Origin of the sequence: Olivibacter ginsenosidimutans (assembly GCF_039542865.1) — a bacterium.
Lineage (GTDB): Bacteria > Bacteroidota > Bacteroidia > Sphingobacteriales > Sphingobacteriaceae > Olivibacter > Olivibacter ginsenosidimutans.
The window spans coordinates 470,603-492,693 of the sequence record NZ_BAABIQ010000044.1 but is presented as its reverse complement, the minus strand read 5'-3'; the positions used below and the strand labels follow the sequence as shown (position 1 = coordinate 492,693).

The window sequence follows — 22,091 nt, the reverse complement described above, 5'->3', positions numbered from 1 at the left end:
TGGGAGCGTTGGAAAAAGAAAGGGAATCCGTCAAAATAAAAGCCTTCGTTATTTATTTTGGTGTAAGGCATTGGGGTTTTCATGTAAAAACAAATCTTTCTGTGTAAATAGTTGTTTTGGTTTTGATATATGTTTAAACTTGTTGTAAAAAAAACAGTTATTTACCATTTAGCTAGATCTGTTAACCGAAATTTTTAGAAATGATGATGAAGTCACATATAATGGGCTATTTAATTACTGCTAGACGTCATTTCCAACTTGTTTTGTTGTTTTTATTGTTTACCAAGGTAGTCAGGGCCCAATCCGAGAAAGACTTCAAAGCGCTATCGTAACCCCCTTCTCAGGAATTTCCACAGTATATCCGTTATTGCTTAAATCAGCTTGGAGGGCTTGCATGCTGCTTAGATCGCCATGCACTAGAAATACCTTTTTTAAGGTTTCTTGGGATTGCTGGCGGATAGTGGCTACTAAATCGCGATGGTCTGCATGGCCACTCAGGCAGTCGGTTTGTTTAATCGTGGCAAACACAGACAATTCACGATGCCTCAGCTTAACTACAGGATCTCCCCTTAATAGACGATGCCCTAATGTACCTTTAGCGCAATAGCCAATAAAAAGGATGGTACAATAATAGTTCTGTAAGTTTTCATAGAGATGGTCCTGGATGCGCCCACCTTCTAACATACCTGCTGAAGATACAATAATACACGGGTCGTAGTAGTTGGAAATGGCTTTACTTTCGTCTAAATTTTCGACGTATTTCAGGTTTTCAAATTCGAATTGATCACCTTCACGGGCATAAAAGGCTGTCGCCTCTTCATTCAGCAAATGATGGAATTTACGATAGACATCGGTAGCATAATTCGCAAGCGGACTGTCGACAAAGATTTGCACGGGCGGGAGTAGGCCTTTGCTAAAAATACGGTTTAGGCTATAAACCAAGGCTTGTGTACGGCCAACACTAAAAGCCGGAATGATGAGCTTGCCCGGTGTGTTGATACAGGTCTCTTTGATGGTATTGACGAGGACTTCATCAAAATTGGCATCCGCATGAAACCGCCCTCCATAGGTGGATTCACATACCAAATAATCAACAGCTGGAATAGGCTGTGGATCTTGCAAAATGGGATAGCTCTTTCTCCCTAAATCACCTGAAAAAGCGATGCGTTTTTTTATTCCATGCTCTTCCACTTCCAATACAATGGCCGCTGCACCTAATAAGTGGCCCACCGGAATAAAGGTTACAGCGATGTGACCGGTGACTTGGAAATGGTGGTTAAAAGGTATGGTTACCAAACGATCGACCACTTCCATAACATGCTTTTGCAAGTAAAGAGGTTTATTATAATGCGTAATGGTTTTACGGCCACGCTTGATCTTTCGTTTTTCTTTTCGTAAAAAAATATTGACGGCATCGAGCATCAACAATTCGCTTAATGCGGCAGTAGGAGAGGTGCAAAGGATTTGTCCATTGAAGCCGTGTTTAACGAGTGTGGGTAAATTACCTGAATGGTCGATATGGGCATGTGTTAGGAGTACTACATCAATGCTAGCGGGGTCAAAAGGAAACGAGTCGTTATGTTCCAGTTGTATCGAAGGTTCGTAATCCAGTCCACAATCAATGAGCAAGCGGTAGTCGCCAACTTCTACTAAATGCATGCTCCCTGTAACCTGTTGCGCGGCTCCCCAAATGGTTAAATTCATAAATCTATTCTACTAATCAGCTTTTTAATTTCCAACATGCTCTTGTTGAAGTTGGCTAAGATAGCGATATAATCCTGTTTCGTGTTGTATGAGTTCGTTATGGGTACCGCATTCAACTACCTTGCCTTTTTCGATGACCACGATGCGGTGCGCTTCCCGTATGGTAGAAAGACGATGCGCAATGATAATCGATGTCCTATTTTTCATTAACTCTTCCAGCGCATTTTGTACCAAGCGTTCGGATTCGGAGTCCAGTGAAGAAGTTGCTTCATCTAAGATTAAGATGGCTGGATCTTTTAATAAAGCGCGTGCAATCGCAATCCGCTGGCGTTGGCCGCCCGATAATTTAACACCTCTTTCTCCCACAAGGGTATCATAACCTTCAGGAAATCCCATAATAAAGTGGTGTGCATTAGCGCGCTTCGCTGCCTCTATAACTTCTTCTGGACTAGCTTCTAGTTTTCCATAAGCTATATTTTCGCGAATAGATCCGCCAAATAATAAAACATCTTGCGGTACAATGGCCACTTGATTTCGGATATCCGTTAATTTATATTGATCGGCATTTTTACCATCGAACAGAATCGCTCCTTCTTGAGGGTGATAAAAACCTAAGATCAGGGAGGCGAGCGTTGATTTTCCAGTACCACTTGGACCAACAATAGCCACCTTTTCTCCCGCATTTGCATGAAAGGAAATATCCTTTAACACGGTAATTTCTTTTCGGGAAGGATAAGCAAATTTTACATGCTCAAAAGCAAGATCGCCGTAGATCTTCTGTTTAATTTCGTTTTCTTCCTGATGGATGGAAACGGCTTCACGATGCTCTTCTAACAGCTCGATGACACGCTCGGTAGCTCCAACAGACTTTTGAACATTGGCATACAATTCCGGAAAGCTTCCCATAGATCCCGCCACAAATAAGGAAGATATAATATACGTAGTTAAGTTTCCTACGGAGAGATCACCGTGGGCAATAAGAGACGAACCATACCAAATGACACTTACTACCGCTCCAAAAATGCAAAATAAAATGAATGATGCGAACAAGCCGCGATAGCTGGCACCTTTTAGCGCTAACTGCACGACAGACTTGAGCGAATTTTGGTAACGATTTGCTTCATATGCTTCGTTAACGAAGGCTTTAACATTGCTAATACCTTGAAGAGTTTCTTGAACAATGGTGTTAGATTCGGCTAATTTATCCTGTGCTTTTCGGGATAAATTACGGATGAATTTGCCAAAGAATACGGCGGTAACGACAATAAGCGGTAGAATAGAAAGGTTGAGTAAGGTTAATTTGATGGATACCAGAAACAAAAAACAGACACCACCTACTAATAGGATGGCCTGTCGGATCATTTCGGCAAAGGTAGTGGTCATGGTATCCTGAATTTGCGAAAGATCTGCTGATAGTCGGCTATTTAACTCGCCTACCCGTCTATTCGCGAAGAAATCCATCGGGAGCGTAATGAGATTGAAATAGGTATCGCGACGGATATCTGCCAGTGTTTTCTCGGCTACTTCTACAAAGAGCCTGATCCGGAAAAAAGAGACAAAGGATTGAAATGCCAAAATAATAAAAGCAATAGTGCCTATCGCTTTTATGTTAGCAGGGATAAACGTTAAACTTTGTTTGCCTTGTGCGGCATCTACCATACCACCTAACAAAGCCGGAAAGGCTAACAAAGCAACACTAGATAGGCATAGAAAAAATAGGCCTAAAGCAAATTTGAAACGATAGGGTTTCAGGTATTGAAGCAGTTTACCTACATTAGTTAAAGAAGCTTTGTTGATTTTGGTTTTAGGTAGTTCATCTGTTACATCATTTCCACTATTTAATCGAGCACGTGCCATTAATCAAGTTTGTCAGTGTTTTCTTTTACAAAATTAATAGGCAAAGGTAAAGACAATAGCGAGTTAGCCTATCACGTTAACGTCAATTTTTTAAGCGTTTAACCAGTATAAAGGTCAATATTACAATTCCTAGAAAAGCAAATAATAAAAGGTTGAGATAAACAATGTTACGTTTCTGTAAAACACTTATTTCCTGTTCCATTTTATCTTGGTTCCTTTGTAGCTTGCTGATGGTATTAATATAGCCGGTAATGCGTTCTCCAGATTCGGAGGCTTGACCGGCTATCGCTTGCTTTTCCAGATCTTTAAAGTCTAATAGCGCTTTGGTTTCCTTAAATATATTATTGTCGGTTAAGACAATTTCCTTTAAGATATCGATAGAGGCTTGCATGTCCTTTTTTCTTTTTAATCCAAAGATACCTGTCCGAGCCTTAAGGCTCGCATCAAACTCGCCAAAACGCTGGTGGCGTTGATCTAAGAGCTGGTTAACCCGTTCGCGTTGCTTCTCATAAGCTGTACTATCTGCCTTTGTCGCCGCTAGGCAATAATTGGAAATCAAGAAAGTTATGCAGATAAAGGATATGGTTTTCATGTAAAGGAATTAAAAAGTTCTAAGTTTTAAGTAATAAGTTCTAATAAGTTTTAAAGCATATAACCTAATGCATAAAGCTTAATTACTGCTACTGTTGCTGCTCGTGCAAATCTGTTTCATGTTTAATCGTCAGCGTTCAGACGCCTTCTCCCTTTTATCTTCTACCTCTTAAAACGTATAAATAATACTTACGACTTAAACTCAATTCGGATAATATCACCTACCTGTAAGCCTAAGAGCCCGCTGGCGTTTCCTTTATTGATTGCAATTTCGAGGTAGTTACTAATGCCAAAAAGGCATAATTTTTCACCTTCTGGAACTTCATTATAGTGCCAGCTCAATTGTTTAATGGATTCATTACGCCTAAAAAACAACTCAAAATCCCTATTTTTTTGAATGCTATTAAAGAGCTCTTTATTGATATTCGTGACGACATTTTGGAAGGAATCGATATAAATGACACTTCCTCGCAGGGTATCGCCATCAATAATAGGCTGAATTACCATTCGTTTAACCAAGGACTCTATAGGATCTCCAATATCCCCCATGGTTCCTCCTTTTGCTAAGTGGGTAGCCGCTTTTGCAAAAATATCCGTTAGTGGGAAATGCAGAAACCGAAGATCTTGCATAATATTAAGCTCAACGGCTTTCTCGGGTTCATCATCATCGAATAAAAGGGAAAAGATGCCATTATCCGCACCTACAAAATAATGTCCTTTATATTTAACTGCAAGGTACCGTGTGTCTTTGTTAAAAACAGAATCGATACCAATAAGGTGAACCGTATCCTTTGGAAAATAGCGATAAGCATTCTTTAGAACAAACGCAGCTTGCTGTATATTGAAAGGGGCGATATCGTGCGAAATATCTACTAAACGTACCGTAGGGTAAAGGCTAATAATGCTTCCTTTTAGCGCCGCTTGATAAAAGTCTTTATGTCCTAAATCTGTGGTTAACGTTATAATGCCCATATCGATATCTCAGTCCGCTTGTTTTTTATCCCATCGTTTTGCCTAAGCACAAATACTTTTTTTTATCCACGATAATTAGTAATCTTGCGTAGGGATTTAAAGGTGCAAACCTAATAGGAATTTTTCATATTTAGTTGTGAATATTTTCAAAAATATAAAAAATCCATGAAGCCGTTATCGCTAGGCGAGAAAGAAATTATCCATTCGTAAAGATTAACGAAATAGATAAATAAATTTGAAAACAGGTTGGTAGATGAAAATTTAACGAGCATAAAATTTGAACGAATTACGAATTACATTAGATCAGGTGGATCCTGCGATATTGTGGGGCGCGCAGAATGAACATTTTGAGTTGATCAGAAAATATTTTCCCAAACTTAAACTAGTGGCACGAGGTACTGAACTGAAAGTTTTAGGGGATCGAGAAGAGGCGGGTATATTTAAAAGTAAATTTGACGCTATTGTTAGCCATTTAGAAAAATATAATCACGTTAGTTACAATGATATTGAAACGATATTAGGTGCTACACCGGCAGTAGTAACGGGAGAAAGTGTGGTGGAAAAAGCAGCGGCCCCATTTGGTGGAGAACCCATTGTATTTGGGCCAAATGGTATTGTTGTTAAAGCCCGTACGGCCAACCAACGCAAAATGGTGGAAAGCATTCTGAAGAACGATATCCTCTTTGCGATTGGGCCTGCTGGAACAGGAAAAACGTATACGGCAGTTGCGTTAGCTGTCAGAGCTTTACGGAATAAAGAAATCAAACGGATTATTTTAACTCGTCCCGCGGTGGAGGCGGGAGAGAATTTAGGGTTCCTTCCGGGCGATCTGAAAGAAAAAGTAGATCCTTACCTACGGCCTTTATATGACGCGCTCGACGATATGATTCCGCCTGAGAAGTTAAAGATTTATTTGGAAAATCGGACAATAGAAGTGGCTCCACTGGCTTTTATGCGTGGTCGTACCTTAGATAATTGTTTTGTTATTCTAGATGAAGCACAAAATGCAACGGATATGCAGTTAAAAATGTTTTTAACACGTATGGGACCCACCGCAAAATTTATTGTTACCGGTGATGTGACGCAAATAGATTTGCCCAAAAAGCAACAGTCTGGTCTAAATAGTGCGTTAAAACTTTTAGATAATATCGAAGGAATAGACATTATTTATTTAAGCGGAGGCGATGTTGTCCGGCATAAACTCGTGAAGCGAATTTTAGAGGCTTACGGAGATATCTAGATGTTTGATGTTAGATTTGAGACATGAGTTGTGAGAAGTTATTAAAGTAGCAGTTGCAGGAGCAGCAATTAAGCTTTAAGTACTTAAAACGTATGACGTAAAACTTATAACTTAAGAATGTCTTGATGCTTATGGCTTACTGCCTATAGCCTACAGTCTATAGCTTTTTACTTTTGAATTTTTACTTTTTAATTGAACACAGTGAACGCAATAAAAGAAACGCATTTTCATTTTCCAAATCAAACCGGCTTTTACAAAGGTAAAGTTCGTGACGTCTATACGATTGCCGATAGGTATTTGGCCATGGTTGTATCCGATCGGATTTCTGCGTTTGATGTTGTTTTGCCGGAGGCAATACCTTATAAAGGACAGGTATTGAATCAGATCGCAGCTAAATTTTTAAAGGCAACAGAAGATATCGTGCCAAATTGGGTAATTAATGTACCTGATCCCTGTGTAACGATAGGTAAAATTGCTGAGCCATTTAAAGTAGAAATGGTCATTCGTGGCTATCTTTCTGGACATGCGTGGCGAGAATATGCTTCAGGAAAACGGTCGGTATGTGGTGAGCCATTACCCGAGGGACTTCAGGAGAATGATAAACTTCCAACACCTATTATAACCCCCACAACCAAAGCTGCTTTCGGACATGACGAGGATATTTCGCGGGAAGAGATTCTGAAAAAGGGTATTGTTAATGAAGAAGATTATGAAAAGTTAGCACAATATACCCAAGCACTTTTTAAACGGGGCACAGAAATTGCTGCTGCTCAAGGACTGATCTTGGTAGATACTAAATATGAATTTGGAAAAGTAGGCGACCAGATTATCCTAATTGATGAAATCCATACACCAGACTCGTCGAGGTATTTTTATCTAGATGGATACGAAGAACGACAAAAAGCAGGAAAGCCACAACGCCAATTATCTAAAGAGTTTGTTCGTAAATGGCTTATAGAAAATGGTTTTCAGGGAAAAGAAGGGCAAACAGTACCTGAAATGGATGATGAACTTTTAGCTTCTATTTCAGATCGATATATTGAACTATACGAACACATTACAGGAGAAAAATTTGTCCACCATCCGATAGATCACTTGGTGGAACGGATCGAAAATAATATAAGCAAAGCTCTTCAAGAGCTAGTGTGATAACCAAACCAAAAGATATGAAGTTTACAATTGATAGGCATGAGCGTTACGTAGCAATTACCCCTCATGAAGAAGTGTTGGATGGTGTTACTGCACCGAAAATTAAGTCTGAATTTGTTTTATTAAATACAGACGGTCAACGCAATATTGTGTTGGATTTAAGCCACGTAAAAAGTGCAGATACATCTGGCTTAAGATGTGCGCTGACAGCACATCGATTATGTCATGCGGCAGGTGGTATTTTTGTCATTTGTTGTGCAAACGAAGAAATTGTGCGGCTAATTGAATTATCTAACTTAAAGGAGGTATTGCATCTTGTGCCAACAAACAATGAGGCAGAAGATCTTATTTTTATGGAAGAATTGGAGAAGGAATTTAGAGGACAAGTGGCAACCGACGAGGAATGAGGTTTGAGGTAACCATATTGGGCAGTAACTCGGCAACACCTTTGTACGGACGAAACCATACTGCTCAAATCCTTAATTGTAATGAAACCATCAGCTTAATAGATTGTGGTGAAGGAACCCAGTTGCAGATGCAACGCTATGGACTTAAGGTTAACCGAATAAAGTATATTTTTATATCTCATTTACATGGAGATCATTATTTAGGACTGGTAGGGTTAATTTCTTCTATGCACTTGAATGGACGAAAGGAGGATCTGTACCTATTCGGACCTGCAGGTCTGCAAGAAATTATCGATTTGCAGTTACATTATGCCGAGACGACACTGCGTTATAACCTCATCTTTAAAGCAACTAACCCTAATCACGCAGCATATATTTTAGCAGACACCAATTTTGATGTGCAAAGCTTTCCATTAAGTCATCGCATCAATTGCACGGGTTTTGTTTTTAAACAAAAACAGCGACTTCCTAAAATTAATAGAGCACTCGTCGAATCCTTAGACATCCCCACGACCTATTATCCCCTACTGAAACAGGGAATAGACTATACGGATAATAAGGGTAAACTGCATCGGGCGATAGATCTGACAACACCTGCGCCACCTCCTAAAAGTTATGCTTTTTGCTCGGATACTGTCAATACTCCTAGTTATTGGCCCTATATTACGTCGGTTGATTTACTCTATCATGAAGCAACATTTTTACATGAGATGATCGATAGGGCTATAGAAACCTTTCATACAACAGCATTGCAGGCAGGGGAAATCGCGAAAAAGGTAGGGGCTAAGCAATTGCTGATTGGTCATTTTTCAGCAAGATATAAAGACCTACAACCCCTATTGTTAGAAAGCAAGACGGTATTTGAAAATACGTTGCTTGCCATAGAAGGGCAGACCTTTGAAATTTAGTAATTAGCCAATTAGCTAATTATAATTATCACATTAACTAATCCCTTTTCCTTCCAAAAATCGAGAAGTGTACATATCGATGTGGATTTTGCTTAAGATCAATCATCAGGTTGTCCAAGTTCTTCGAAGCATTATTTAAATTGTCATACAGTTTATCATCGTTTAATAACAGACCAACGGATCCTTTTCCGTTATTAATATTGTCGATGATATTTTGGAAATCGGCAACAGCCGCATTCGCATTGGAAATGGTTTGTTGGAAGTTCGCTTTGGCTACCTGATCCGTTACCGTATTTAGATTACCCAGAATATTATTGATCTTTTCGTTGTTGTTCTTGAAATTAGCAGAGATGGATTCTACATTACTCAAGATGTTGGCTAATTTGGTGCGTTGTGTACCTACAATGGCATCCACTTGCGCAGAAGTATGTTCCAAGGTGTTCAGCGTATTCGCAATACTAGCAATGCTACGATTAAAATTGCGCTGAAAATCAGCATTTACGGTATTATTTATGGAAGATAAGACGGAATCCAGTACGGCAACAACAGCTTCTGCCTTTTTTTGCACCGGTTCTACCTGTTCTAAAATATTCCGTTGAATATTTGCTTGTAGCGTATCGCCATCATTGGCATACAATTGACTATCTCCTAATTCAAATACAATAGCTTTTCCTCCCAAGAGATCGGTACTTGCTATTCTGGCAACGGTATTCGCAGGGATAGCATAGTCGTGCTTAATTTTAAATTCCGTCAGAATGTTGCCGTCCGGCAGTAATTGCATTTTTGAAACGCGTCCAATTTGATAACCGTTAACCATTACAGGTTTGGAGACGCTCAATCCATCTACCCGATCATAAGTAGCATAATACGTATTTTCACTACTGAAAACGTCATTACCCTTTAAAAAGCTATAACCAATAATGAGCACGGCAATGGCTACGGTAGCTAAGATGCCGACTTTGGTTTCGTTAGAAATCTTCATCCGTTTCGTTTAAGTTCTAAAAAATAACGTTGTCACCGAGTATTTCTGTACTAGGAACAAGTTGTCCATTAATTTGTTTAGTGCTTGTCTAAATTTGCAGCTTATATTTTTTAACAGGGTCTTAATTCTCCACCTGCCTTTTATAGTTTTTAATTGCATTTAATAGATTGGTTACGATGGTCGACTGCCCTTCAGCCGAATTCATATAACGTTCTTCTGTCGGGTTACTGATGAAGCCAATCTCCGTTAATATAGCAGGCATACCTGCGCGGGCTAATACGGCCAAACTCTGTTCTTTTACTCCTCTGCTTTCTCTACCAGACTTGATGTATTGTTCCTGTACCAAAGATGCCAGTTTAATGCTTTGATCACGGTAGGCGTTTTTCATCAATGAAAAAATGATATAACTTTCCGGATCTTTGGGGTCAAAACCTTCATAATTCTCCTTGTAATTGTCTTCCAATAACATAGACGCATTTTCTCGTACCGCGGCGTCCTGCTCGGAGAGCCTGCCGTATCCGGAAACGAAGGTTTCCGTACCACGTGTGGTGGTATTCTGCGTATACGTTGTTCGGTAAATAGGTATTCGTTTACCTTTTCTTCGTCTGTAGCCCGTTACAATCCTTTTTTTGGTATTCGGCATGGAATTGCAATGGATAGAAATAAATAAGTCGGCTTTTTTCTTATTTGCTAAACCAATGCGTTCATATAGCGGTATAAATACATCCGTTGTACGGGTATAAATCACGTTAACATCTTTCAGCTCTTGCTGAATGGCCCTGCCTAATTTCAAGGCAACTTGTAAGGCGACATTTTTTTCCACAGAAATCCGACCTTTAGTGCCCGGGTCGTGGGCACCATGACCAGCGTCAATAACAATGGTTCGAATACGATAACTTTGCTGGTTAACTAATATCGGATGGGTAGGAGGTTCCGCTGCAAATAATAGCTGTAAGGATAAGGTGCTAATGAGTAGCGCAATGACTAACTTTATCTTATACATCAGTTTTCTAGCTGTTTTTTGTAATTTTTGATGGCGTTTACGATACTATTTACAATTTCTGCCTGCCCTTCTGCCGAATTCATGTAACGTTCTTCTTCCGGATTGCTAATAAAGCCCATTTCGGTAAGTACTGCAGGCATTCCTGCCCGGGCGAGCACGGCTAAGCTTTGTTCTTTAACACCACGATCAACGCGATTAGATTTAATATATTCCGCTTGAATATAAGAAGCAAATTTAATACTCAGATCGCGGTATTGATTTTTCATAAGCGAAAAAATAATATAACTCTCAGGGTCATTTGGATCAAAACCGTCATAGTTCTCTTTGTAGTTCTCTTCCAAGAGCATGGACGCATTTTCTCGTACAGCAACATCCTGTTCATCCAAACGACCGTAACCGGAAACAAATGTTTCCACTCCATTTACAGACGTGTTCTGTGCATACACTGTTTTGTAAACGGGGTATCGTCTTCCTTTGCTGTTTCGCGCATAATGGGAAACGACACGTCTTCTGATATTGGGCATAGAATTGCAATGTAAGGATATAAACAAATCCGCCTTGTTTTTGTTGGCAATGTTGATCCGCTCATATAATTCAACGAAGCTATCATCTGTTCGGGTGTAAATGACTTTAACACCCTCAATTTCCTGTTCTATCGCCTTACCCAACTTTAATGCGACAGCTAAGGTAATGTCTTTTTCTTTGGAAAAAGAACCATGCGTGTTCCCATCTTTACCTCCGTGACCTGGGTCGATAACAATTGTTCGTATTTTATATGGGTTATCATACTTATTTGCCGAACTTTGCGTTGGTATGTGTAATAAACAAAGAAAACAAATGGCCATTGCAAGCCTAGATATATCTATAATCATCCAAATTTGTTCTTTTAATATATAATGCTATAAAGTTAATCTTATTGTATGATATTACTAATAAATCCCACACGTGAGCAATATTTTGTAGCAATTGCCGATAAAAATCTGTTATAGGAAAACAGTTTAGCTATTGCAAGCTGATAATGCTTTCACTAATTTTGGGCGCCTTTAATTTACTGTACTGCAAAAATAATATTCGTTGTCAAATTTGAAGTCTGTTCGCATTTTTTTTGAATATATTTTATTCGTTTTCGTAATGATGCCTCTTATGGCTTCAGGGCAGCAGTTTATTGAAAATGATGGACTCAGGAAGCGATTGGTCGATGGACCTCAGGATTCTACGCTACAAGATACTTCTTATAAGATTCGGGATACCCTATCCAGAAAACCTTTAATTATACGGCAGGACTCTACTTTGGGAGATTCGACACGTGTAGATTCAGTAAAGCGGGATAGTACAAAAAAGAGTGACGGACTTCAATCGGTTGTACTCAGCAATGCCGAAGATTCAACACGGACAGATCGGAAAAACAATCAACTCCATCTCTATGGTAAAGCCAAAATTAAGTATGAGGATATGGAGCTTACAGCAGACTATATTCGCATCGATAATAATACCCATATTATGTTTGCCAGTGGACTGGTAGACCATAATGGGAAGTATCGTGGGCGACCAATATTCAAAAGTGGTAATGAACCACCGGTAACCGTCGATTCGCTGCGTTATAATTTTGATACCGGGAAAGGTTTTACCTATGGCGTTTTTACGGAGATGGATGGCGCGTCTATTCAAGCCGAGAAAATAAAGAAAAACCAATATAATGAGCAGTTTATCCGCCATGGTTTTTATAGTACTTGTAACCTACCTCAACCACATACCCATTTTGGAATTCAGATGAGTCGAGTAATCCTTACGGAGAATCAGGTGGTTTCTCGGAGCGCCTACTTAGTGATTGAAGATGTACCGCTGCGTTTTATTATGATACCTTTTGGCTTTTTTCCGAAAACGAACAAAAGGCAATCGGGGATTTTATTTCCAGCTTTTGGTGAGGATTATAGCCGTGGTTTTTTTCTGCGCGATGGTGGTTACTATATTGGCCTAAATGACTATTGGGATGCAGAAATACGGGCTAATCTTTATACGAAAGGGTCGTGGGAAACGAATATCCGTACACGCTACAAAAAGAATTATAAGTACGATGGTGGGTTTTCAATACGTTATGCCTATACCAAAAATGGAGAGGAGAATACACCGGGTTTTTCGCGTGCTAAAGATTTCAATATTACCTGGAATCACTCGCAACGACAGGAAGCTAATCCGGGAACTACGTTTAGTGCGAGTGTAAACGCGGGTACCGGTAGTTATTTTTCCAATACCGCCGCTGGGGGTTCTTACGATTATAATCAGACAACAAGAAACGAAATGTCTTCGAGTATCGCTTATGGAAAGACCTTTGCCGATGGAAAAGTGAATTTTACTTCAAGCTTTAGTCACCGGCAAAGTATTGCTACAGGCGATCTAAATTTAGAGCTACCAACGGTAAACCTAACCGTAGCATCGTTCAATCCTTTTGATTCGAAAGATAGGGTAGGTGAGCAAAAATGGTATCAGCGCATTACCATGGGCTACAGCATGCAAGGAAAGAACTCGTTAAATACAAAAGACAGCCTATTGTTTAAAAAAGAGACTTTGGGAAAAATGCAGAACGGTATTCAGCATAATATTCCCGTGAGTTTATCTTTAAATGTGGCCAAGTATTTTCAATTCAATACGAGCGTTAACTATACAGAAAGATGGTATTTCCAATCGATTCGCAAATATTTTGATAATAGTCCGTCTGGTTATAAAGAAATAACGGATACCGTTCAGGGTTTTAACCGGGCATATGATTATAGCCTTTCCAGTGGTTTTTCTACCAAAATTTATGGGCAGAAAAACTTCAAAGGTAAACTGGCGGCTATTCGACATGTAATGACGCCTTCTATTAATTTTAATTACCGACCGGATTTTTCAGACAATAAATATGGGTTTTACCGAACGGAGAAGTATGCCGATGGTAGTGACGGAATAACTCCTCAGAAGTATTCTATTTTTCAGAATGCTGTTTATGGAACTCCGGGCGCTGGTAGGTCGATGGGGATTGGTTTTTCATTGGATAATACGATTGAAGCAAAGGTAAAAAGTGAGGACGATACGACTGGAACGGGATATAAAAAGGTGCCTATTTTACAAGGATTGACCTTTAGTGGGAATTACAATATGGCAGCGGATTCATTCAAACTTTCAACAATTAGTTTTTCGGGACGTACCTCTTTATTTGATCAAAAACTAGGCATTAATTTTAATGGAACATTCGATCCATATCAGTATGAGACATATACAACGCCCGGTAGTAATGTAGAGAGTTACCGAAGGGTAAATCGTTATGCGATTAAAGGCGGACAGCTTGCTCGTCTAACCCAAATTGGTTTGTCTACCGATTTTAGCTTTAATCCTGCTGCGGCTAAAAGTCGAGGTAATAAGCTCGATGAACTGGATAAAGGGAAAGAGAATATGACTCCCGAACAGCAACAGGAGCTAGCCCGGATCAGCAGTGATCCGAATGCATTTGTTGATTTTAATATTCCTTGGAATATTGCTGCATCGTTTACATTTCAATATAGTAAGCCTTTTGCGAAATCAACGATCACCAGTACCATTAACCTTCACGGTGATTTTTCGATCACGCCCAAATGGAAAATACAGTACAATAGTGGCTATGATTTTCAAGCAAAGAAAATCAGTATGACCCAGTTTAATATCTACCGTGATTTGCACTGTTGGGATATGTCCTTTGGGTGGGTCCCCTTTGGTACCTATCGAAGTTATACATTCACATTGCGGGTGAAAGCATCTATTTTGCAGGATTTGAAGTTAACCAAACGGAACGATTATTATAATAGTTTTTAGTCAAAAGCTTTTGAGTTGTACGTGATACGTTTAAGAGGTATGAGGTGTAAAGTATAAGGGTGGAAAGTTGATGATTAAACAAACACAACTAGATATGGCTTTTTTACTTTTGAATTCTTACTTTTCATTAGCACATGAAAGCAGCGATCATAACCATAGGGGATGAAATTTTAATTGGGCAAATTGTCGATACCAATTCGGCATGGATGGCTCAGCAGCTCAATGCCTTAGGGATTGATGTCATACAGATTAGCTCAATTGCGGATAAACCAGAGGCTATTCAGGAAGCGCTAACATTAGCCGGTACACGCGCGGATCTTATCCTGTCTACGGGCGGTTTAGGTCCTACTCAAGATGATGTGACCAAACAAACGTTGGCATCCTTTTTTAATACGTCGCTGTACCGCGATGAACGCGTACTTCAGCATGTCGAACAGCTATTTAAACGATTGGATCGGCCGATGCTGGAGACCAATAGGCAACAAGCGGATGTATTGGCTAATGCAGAAGTCTTACACAACGAAACAGGCACTGCACCTGGAATGTGGATTGCTAGACAAGGAAAAATATATGTCATTATGCCCGGCGTTCCTACCGAAATGAAGTATCTCATGGAGGCGGAGGTATTACCGCGGCTACGGAAATTGCCAACAAAACAGACGATCGTACACCGCTCTATACGTACCGCTGGGATTGGTGAATCCTTTTTGGCAGAGCAACTGGCTTCATTTGAAGCACAATTGCCTCCTAATATTCATTTGGCTTACTTGCCTAAATATGCACAAGTGAAACTTCGGTTAACCGCAATAGGCTCGGACAAGGACCGGCTATTAACAGCTATAGATGCCGAAGAGCAGAAGTTGATTTCACTTACCGAATCTTATCGGGTGGGATTTGGTGATGTATTACTGGAGCAGCAGATTTTAGACGTGATGCAGGAAGCGGGATTGCAATTAACAGTGGCGGAAAGTTGTACAGGCGGATATTTGGGGCATCTACTGACGAGTCTACCAGGTAGTAGTGCTGTTTTTAAAGGGGGCGGCATCGTTTATAGTAACGAACTGAAGATGCAGCTACTCGGTGTACAAGAGCAAACGCTACGTATGTTTGGTGCCGTAAGTGAACAAGTAGCATTAGAGATGGCTATAGGTGCGCAACAGCGTTTTGGCGCAGATTACAGTATTGCAATTACCGGTATAGCCGGCCCGGATGGCGGTTCTGTGGAAAAGCCTGTAGGAACCGTCTGGATAGCCCTGGCGGGAAAACATGGGGCGAAAGCAAAATTATTTCATTTTGGTAATGTCCGCTTAGCCAATATTGAACGATCAGCCGCCAATGCTTTGGTACTACTATTTTACTTATTGAAGGATGAAGTAGGATGGCGGAGTTAATAACGCTTTTGTTTAATAATGGCAAATATTATTCTGTATTACATGTTTTTTTAAGTATAATTGTAAAAACTTGCTGCTGTAGACAATTTAATTGAAATAAATTATGGCTAAGTATCATTTACTTCTTCCCGCAATGGGTGAAAGCGTATTGGAAGCTACGATTGTAAACTGGATAAAACAACCTGGAGACGATGTAGCGGTTGATGAAACTGTTGTGGAAGTTGCAACGGATAAAGTGGATACTGAAGTTCCTTCGCCTGTAAAAGGCAAGTTGCTGGAACTTCGTTTTAATAAAGATGAGGTTGCCCAAGTAGGTGATGTCTTGGCTGTATTAGAAGTGGAAGGTGATGATGCAGATCTGCAGGACAATGGTAGCGAGCAACAAGATGAAACAGAAGAGACCTTAAGTACTACTTCAACAGCGAAAGAAACCATCGCTAGCCCTAGCGAAGGAGACGCAATCTCCGGTCGTTTTTATTCTCCCTTGGTGCGGAATATAGCACAGGAGGAAGGTATTCCTTTGGAAGAATTAGAGCGTTTACAGGGCTCTGGATTGGAAGGACGACTGACTAAGCAAGATCTGTTGGATTATTTGGCAAAGCGCAATGAAAGGCCAATAGAAAGTACAATCAAGGATCAGACAGTAATTACACCATCAGTTAAATCGACTGAATCTCCGGCAATACCTATTTCCGGAAAAGACGAAATTATCGAAATGGACCGGATGCGGCGTTTAATAGCCGAACACATGGTACACAGTGTACAAACTGCACCCCATGTATGTTCCTTTGTTGAAGCAGACGTAACGAACATAGTGAATTGGCGCAATCGGGTAAAGGATGATTTCCAAAAGCGGGAAAACGAAAAGTTAACGTTTACTCCTCTTTTTATTGAAGCAGTAGTCAAGGCGTTAAAAGACTTTCCGATGGTTAATATTTCGGTAAAAGGAACGCAGATTATCATGAAACATGATATCAATATCGGGATGGCCACCGCTTTGCCGAATGGTAATTTGATTGTTCCGGTAATAAAAAACGCCAGGCATTTAAGCTTGACTGGTATTACCAAAGCCGTGAATGATCTTTCTAACCGTGCAAGAAATAACCAGCTTAAACCAGACGATACACAAAACGGCACATTTACGTTAACCAATATTGGTTCTTTTGGTAATATGATGGGCACACCGATCATTAACCAACCGCAGGTAGCCATTTTAGCTGTAGGTACCATTACCAAGAAACCTGCGGTATTGGAGACCGAATATGGTGATGTTATTGCTATTCGACATATGCTCTATTTATCGCTATCATACGATCATCGTGTCGTTGATGGGGCACTGGGAGGAATGTTTGTACGTAGGGTAGCGGATTATTTGGAACAGTGGGACGTGAATAGGACTGTCTGATTCGTTGTTCGTCAATAATTGTTGCTTGTTCGGGCCTTACCCCATATTGTTTGTAGATAGGTCTGTTTTTGCACGTATTGATCTTTTGAAAGAACATCAGAAGAAAACGGATAAATTAATTCAAATGCATGAGCTATTCAAAAAAGGCGAGGAGCGAAAAACGAGTAACCAATAACCAGATAGGGATTAGATTTTTCTAATCATTCGTTTGCTATGTAAAATTTTAATAGCTTTGACTATTCATTTGCGGGGATAAGTAGTTTTTTACTAAGTTTGTCTCTTGCTTAAACAAGTAATATGATGTTAAGTTCGGTACTGTTATTTTTGAATATAGGCGGGTCGGAAATGATGCTTATCCTCTTGGTGGCGTTATTTTTATTTGGAGGTAAAAAACTTCCAGAATTAGCTCGTGGTTTAGGAAGAGGCATTCGGGAATTCAAAGATGCGTCAGAATCCATCAAGCGGGATATCAATGATCAGATCAATAATTTCGGTAAAGATTTAGATGTATCAGAATCGAATAGCGGTTCTTATGCAGCAAACAATTCCAGCTCAGCTCCTACTGACCAGCATGACTATAGCGATGGTGGAAATCGGCAACCCGATTATTATGGAGGCCACAAGGAAGAACAACCTAATGCAGGTGCAGATGTGGGGGCACCTGAAGAAGATGGGAGTGAAGTAGCTTCGACCATCGATTTAAGCAAGAAACCCGAAGAGAACAGCCATTAATTCATTTCGCTAAAAAGACTAACCCTCACGAAGAGGGTTTTTTTACGATTTTTTGTTGACGTTGTTTATCAAGAAACAACCTTCCCTAGCTTGTGCCGCTCTAATACTGGCTATTGGTGTCCAATAAAGGAATCATTCCTGCTGTTGAAAATTATTACTTGGTTCTTACACGGAAATGCCCCAAATTCGCGGCAGCGACTGATTGTTGTATCAGCCATGGAAATCAGTTGCAGCTAAATTTTATTTTATGTCAGTAACACACGAACAACGTATTGCTCAAGAGCTGTCTATACATGAACGGCAGGTGCGCACAACGATTCAATTATTGGAAGAAGGAGCTACTGTTCCTTTTATTTCACGCTACCGTAAAGAACTGACGGGTAGTTTAGATGAAGTACAAGTAGCAGCAATACGAGACAGCATTGCAAAGTTACGCGATGTAGACAAACGCCGAGAAGCGATTATAAAATCACTTACCGAGTTGGGAAAACTTAGTCCGGAGTTAGAGGAGAAATTAGCTGCGGCGGAAAGTATGGCCATACTGGAAGATATTTACCTGCCGTATAAACCTAAACGTAAAACCAGGGCTTCCGTGGCACGCGAAAAAGGTTTAGAACCGTTAGCAGAAGCCTTACTGCAGCAGAACCTAAGCGATGTAGCTGGTTTGGCAGCGAGCTACGTAATGGCAGATAAAGGGGTAAACACCGTAGAGGAAGCTTTGTCTGGTGCGCGGGATATTTTGGCCGAGTTTTTTGCTGAACATGCGGAAACACGTACGCAAATGCGTAACTTCTTTATGGAAAAAGGTTCCTTTGTGGCGAAGGTCGTTCCTGGAAAAGAAACGGAAGCAGGAAAATATAAAGATTATTTCGATTGGAGAGAACCCTTAAAAACAGCTCCCTCTCATCGTATTTTAGCCATGCGTAGGGGAGAGAAAGAGCAATTGTTGTTTTTGGATGTTGAGGTGCCCGAAGAAGAAGCCATAACCTACATGCATGATCGTTTTGTTAAGGCAGCAAATGAGGCATCTAAACAGGTGGCCTTAGCCATTCAAGATAGTTTTAAACGCTTGTTAAAACCGTCCATGGAAACCGAAGTGCGGTTAATTACGCGTAAGCGTGCAGATGAGGAGGCTATACGTGTATTTGCAGAAAACGCCCGTCAACTATTATTGGCAGCCCCCTTGGGGAGCAAGCGCATTTTAGCGATAGACCCAGGTTTTCGTACCGGGTGTAAAGTGGTCTGTTTAGATGAACAAGGTAAACTGTTAGTCAATACAACCGTATATCCGCATAACGGTGCTTATAAAGCTGAAGAAGCGGCACATGAGCTTAAAACACTGGTCACCCAATATCGAATAGAGGCCATTGCTATTGGTAATGGCACGGCAGGTCGCGAAACAGAAGATTTTGTACGGAAACTTGACCTTGCCAATGTCGTATTGGTGATGGTTAATGAAAGTGGTGCTTCCATATACTCCGCCTCTGAAGTAGCACGGGAAGAATTTCCAGATTATGACATTACGGTAAGAGGAGCGGTATCCATTGGCAGACGTTTAATGGATCCCTTGGCTGAATTGGTGAAGATTGACCCGAAATCTATCGGTGTAGGTCAATACCAACATGATGTTGATCAGCATCAGTTGCAGGAATCATTAGCCGATACGGTCATCAGCTGCGTCAATGCGGTAGGAGTGGAGCTTAATACCGCATCAAAGCAATTGTTGTCTTATGTTTCGGGCTTAGGCCCCGCTTTGGCACAAAGTATTGTTGCTTATCGTGATCAGCATGGTGCATTTAAACGGAGGTCTGACCTGAAAAAAGTACCTCGTTTAGGTGAAAAAGCGTTTGAACAAGCTGCCGGCTTTTTGCGCATCAGAGGGGCTGAGAATCCTTTGGATGCCAGTGCAGTCCATCCAGAACGGTATCCATTGGTAGAAACCATGGCCAAGGATATGGGCTGTCAGGTAACGCATTTGCTGACGGATGAGCAGTTACGTAAAAACATTCCCTTAACGCAATACATTACAGACGAAGTAGGCTTACCTACATTAAATGACATCTTATCTGAATTATCCAAACCGGGATTAGACCCACGGGAGAAATTCGAAACCTTTTCTTTTACAGATGGCGTACATACGGTAAACGATTTAAAAGTAGGCATGAAATTACCGGGTATTGTTACTAATATTACCAATTTCGGTGCTTTTGTAGATATCGGTGTTCATCAAGACGGACTAGTGCATCTTAGTCAGTTAGCCAATCGGTTCATAAAGGATCCGAACGAAGTTGTAAAAGTACATCAGCAAGTAGAAGTTACCGTATTGGAAGTAGATGCCCAGCGAAATCGGATTTCATTAAGTATGAGGACCGAAAAACCAGCTGTCTCTACAAAGACCCAGGATAAAAAGGTAAGGAATAAACAAGATCGGAAGATGCCGGAAACCGATATGGCAACTAAATTAGCTGCTTTAAGGAGCAAATTCTCTTAAAGCAGAAAAGACGTTTAAAAATGCCCTAATTTTTATTTCAGCTATTTTTATCTTCTACTTAAGCACACATAGTAATTAAATTTAAAAAAACCATTACTTTAGTTTGTATGAACAGCAAGCTTAATGGTTTTTTTAAAAACTATAGCAATATTCTTTTATTGCTTTTGGGGATTTTTATCGGTAGTCTTGTCGGTTTGTTTTTCCCACAGATTGTTGAGCAGCTAAAGCCAGTTGGTGATATTTTCCTGAATTTACTCTTTACAGCCGTTATCCCGTTAATATTTTTTGCTATTGCTTCGGCCGTAGCGGGAATCGATCAAAAACAACGGCTTGGCCACCTATTGAGTACCATGATGCTGGTCTTTTTAATGACGATTATTGCAGCAGCTGTTTTTACGATCTTTTGCGTATGGTTGTTCCCGATAGGAAACCCAACGGTTGACGTGACAAAGGCAGGTCCCTTATTAGATCAGGCAAAGCAGGAAAGTTGGGGAGAACAGGTTGTTTCTTTTGTAACTGTCAGCGAATTCAATCAATTGCTCTCGCGAGAGCATATGTTGGCATTTATCATCTTTTCTTTTTTAGTCGGTATATCGGCCTTACGATCGGGGGAAGCGGGAGAACCATTCCGCCAATTTTTGTATGCGGGTAATGAAGTGATGAAGCATTTATTGATCTATGTCATGAAAGTGGCGCCTATAGGTTTAGGAGCTTATTTTGCCTATCAAGTAGGCACCGTTGGTCCGCAATTATTTGGTATTTATGCGAAACCTATGGCCATTTATTATGGGGGAGGGTTGGTATATTTCTTCAGTTTCTTCAGTATTTATGCCTTTATGGGTGGCGGTAGGAAAGGTGTAATGCGCTTTTGGCGTAATAATATTTTGCCTTCTCTTACCGCTATTAGTACCTGTAGTAGTATCGCCGTTATACCTTCTAATCTCGAAGCCGCGAAAAAAATAAGTATTCCGGAATCCGTGGCGAATGTAGTTATTCCTTTAGGCGCGTCTTTACATAAGGACGGATCGGCTATGTCTTCTATTATAAAAATTGCCGTAGCGTTTGCATTAATTGGAAGGCCGTTTATGGAATTAGATACCTTGTTGTTGGCCTTAGGTTTAACTATTTTGGTGAGCATTGTAGCAGGCGGTATTCCTAATGGTGGATATGTTGGCGAATTGTTGATGATTTCTGCTTATCATTTGCCTGTAGAAGCTATCCCTGCAGTGATGATTATTGGAACATTAGTGGATCCTATGGCGACTCTCTTAAACGCTACAGGCGATACTGTAGCCGCACTGTTGGTTAGCAAATGGGTGAAGAAATAATCAACCAACTGCAGACAGCAGTTGTTCATTTTGTTCACTTTTCTTTCATCCGGTAAAAGCATATTGGTATTGCTTATTTTTGTTTTAAGCTATAAGCGATAAGCTT

General features: G+C 40.3%; 17 protein-coding genes. 10 read left to right on the top strand and 7 right to left on the bottom strand.

Annotated features, from left to right (window positions below; translation table 11 throughout):
- Positions 1-315: 315 nt before the first annotated feature.
- The 4 genes from ABD930_RS21525 to ABD930_RS21510 all read right to left on the bottom strand — a co-directional run bounded on the left by ABD930_RS21525 (position 316) and on the right by ABD930_RS21510 (position 5,124).
- Positions 316-1,704: an MBL fold metallo-hydrolase gene (locus tag ABD930_RS21525; protein WP_345235309.1), complete on the bottom strand. Its 1,389-nt coding sequence runs from the start codon at positions 1,702-1,704 to the stop codon at positions 316-318.
- Between the two features lie 24 nt (positions 1,705-1,728).
- A complete protein-coding gene (locus ABD930_RS21520; RefSeq protein WP_345235307.1) occupies positions 1,729-3,561 on the bottom strand; it encodes an ABC transporter ATP-binding protein in 1,833 nt (610 codons plus the stop codon).
- An 82-nt stretch (positions 3,562-3,643) separates the two neighbouring features.
- Positions 3,644-4,153 (bottom strand): hypothetical protein, encoded by a 510-nt coding sequence (locus ABD930_RS21515; protein ID WP_345235305.1) that lies wholly within the window; start codon positions 4,151-4,153, stop codon positions 3,644-3,646.
- Positions 4,154-4,341: 188 nt separating this feature from the next.
- Positions 4,342-5,124, bottom strand: coding sequence for an SAM hydrolase/SAM-dependent halogenase family protein (locus tag ABD930_RS21510; protein WP_345235303.1), 783 nt, complete (start codon positions 5,122-5,124; stop codon positions 4,342-4,344).
- Positions 5,125-5,401: 277 nt separating this feature from the next.
- Between ABD930_RS21510 and ABD930_RS21505 the strand changes: the two genes are divergently transcribed.
- From ABD930_RS21505 to ABD930_RS21490, 4 genes are all read left to right on the top strand, one after another.
- Positions 5,402-6,364 (top strand): PhoH family protein, encoded by a 963-nt coding sequence (locus tag ABD930_RS21505; protein ID WP_345235301.1) that lies wholly within the window; start codon positions 5,402-5,404, stop codon positions 6,362-6,364.
- 201 nt (positions 6,365-6,565) lie between these two features.
- Positions 6,566-7,513, top strand: coding sequence for a phosphoribosylaminoimidazolesuccinocarboxamide synthase (locus ABD930_RS21500; protein WP_345235300.1), 948 nt, complete (start codon positions 6,566-6,568; stop codon positions 7,511-7,513).
- Between the two features lie 17 nt (positions 7,514-7,530).
- Entirely contained in the window at positions 7,531-7,920 is a 390-nt protein-coding gene (locus tag ABD930_RS21495; protein WP_345235297.1) for an STAS domain-containing protein, read from the top strand.
- Positions 7,917-8,828, top strand: a complete 912-nt coding sequence (locus tag ABD930_RS21490; RefSeq protein ID WP_345235295.1) for a ribonuclease Z — start codon at positions 7,917-7,919, stop codon at positions 8,826-8,828. Before ABD930_RS21495 ends, ABD930_RS21490 begins: the two co-directional genes overlap by 4 nt.
- Positions 8,829-8,865: 37 nt before the next feature.
- Here ABD930_RS21490 and ABD930_RS21485 read toward each other — a convergent pair whose 3' ends face one another.
- The 3 genes from ABD930_RS21485 to ABD930_RS21475 all read right to left on the bottom strand — a co-directional run bounded on the left by ABD930_RS21485 (position 8,866) and on the right by ABD930_RS21475 (position 11,685).
- Positions 8,866-9,810: an MlaD family protein gene (locus tag ABD930_RS21485; protein WP_345235293.1), complete on the bottom strand. Its 945-nt coding sequence runs from the start codon at positions 9,808-9,810 to the stop codon at positions 8,866-8,868.
- 121 nt (positions 9,811-9,931) lie between these two features.
- The gene (locus ABD930_RS21480; RefSeq protein ID WP_345235291.1) at positions 9,932-10,813 is read right to left on the bottom strand and encodes an N-acetylmuramoyl-L-alanine amidase family protein; all 882 of its coding nucleotides are present in this window, start codon (positions 10,811-10,813) and stop codon (positions 9,932-9,934) included.
- On the bottom strand, positions 10,813-11,685 hold the full coding sequence (locus tag ABD930_RS21475; protein WP_345235289.1) for an N-acetylmuramoyl-L-alanine amidase family protein: 873 nt from the start codon (positions 11,683-11,685) through the stop codon (positions 10,813-10,815). Before ABD930_RS21475 ends, ABD930_RS21480 begins: the two co-directional genes overlap by 1 nt.
- Before the next feature lie 259 nt (positions 11,686-11,944).
- On the opposite strand from ABD930_RS21475, the gene ABD930_RS21470 reads away from it, so the two are divergent.
- The 6 genes from ABD930_RS21470 to ABD930_RS21445 all read left to right on the top strand — a co-directional run bounded on the left by ABD930_RS21470 (position 11,945) and on the right by ABD930_RS21445 (position 21,985).
- A complete protein-coding gene (locus ABD930_RS21470; RefSeq protein WP_345235287.1) occupies positions 11,945-14,638 on the top strand; it encodes a putative LPS assembly protein LptD in 2,694 nt (897 codons plus the stop codon).
- A gap of 134 nt (positions 14,639-14,772) precedes the next feature.
- The gene (locus tag ABD930_RS21465; RefSeq protein ID WP_345235285.1) at positions 14,773-16,029 is read left to right on the top strand and encodes a competence/damage-inducible protein A; all 1,257 of its coding nucleotides are present in this window, start codon (positions 14,773-14,775) and stop codon (positions 16,027-16,029) included.
- A 103-nt stretch (positions 16,030-16,132) separates the two neighbouring features.
- Positions 16,133-17,434, top strand: coding sequence for a dihydrolipoamide acetyltransferase family protein (locus ABD930_RS21460; protein ID WP_345235283.1), 1,302 nt, complete (start codon positions 16,133-16,135; stop codon positions 17,432-17,434).
- Between the two features lie 297 nt (positions 17,435-17,731).
- Positions 17,732-18,166, top strand: coding sequence for a twin-arginine translocase TatA/TatE family subunit (tatA, locus tag ABD930_RS21455; protein WP_345235281.1), 435 nt, complete (start codon positions 17,732-17,734; stop codon positions 18,164-18,166).
- Positions 18,167-18,413: 247 nt separating this feature from the next.
- Entirely contained in the window at positions 18,414-20,657 is a 2,244-nt protein-coding gene (locus tag ABD930_RS21450) for a Tex family protein (protein WP_345235279.1), read from the top strand.
- Between the two features lie 107 nt (positions 20,658-20,764).
- A complete protein-coding gene (locus ABD930_RS21445; protein ID WP_345235277.1) occupies positions 20,765-21,985 on the top strand; it encodes a dicarboxylate/amino acid:cation symporter in 1,221 nt (406 codons plus the stop codon).
- Positions 21,986-22,091 lie beyond the last annotated feature (106 nt).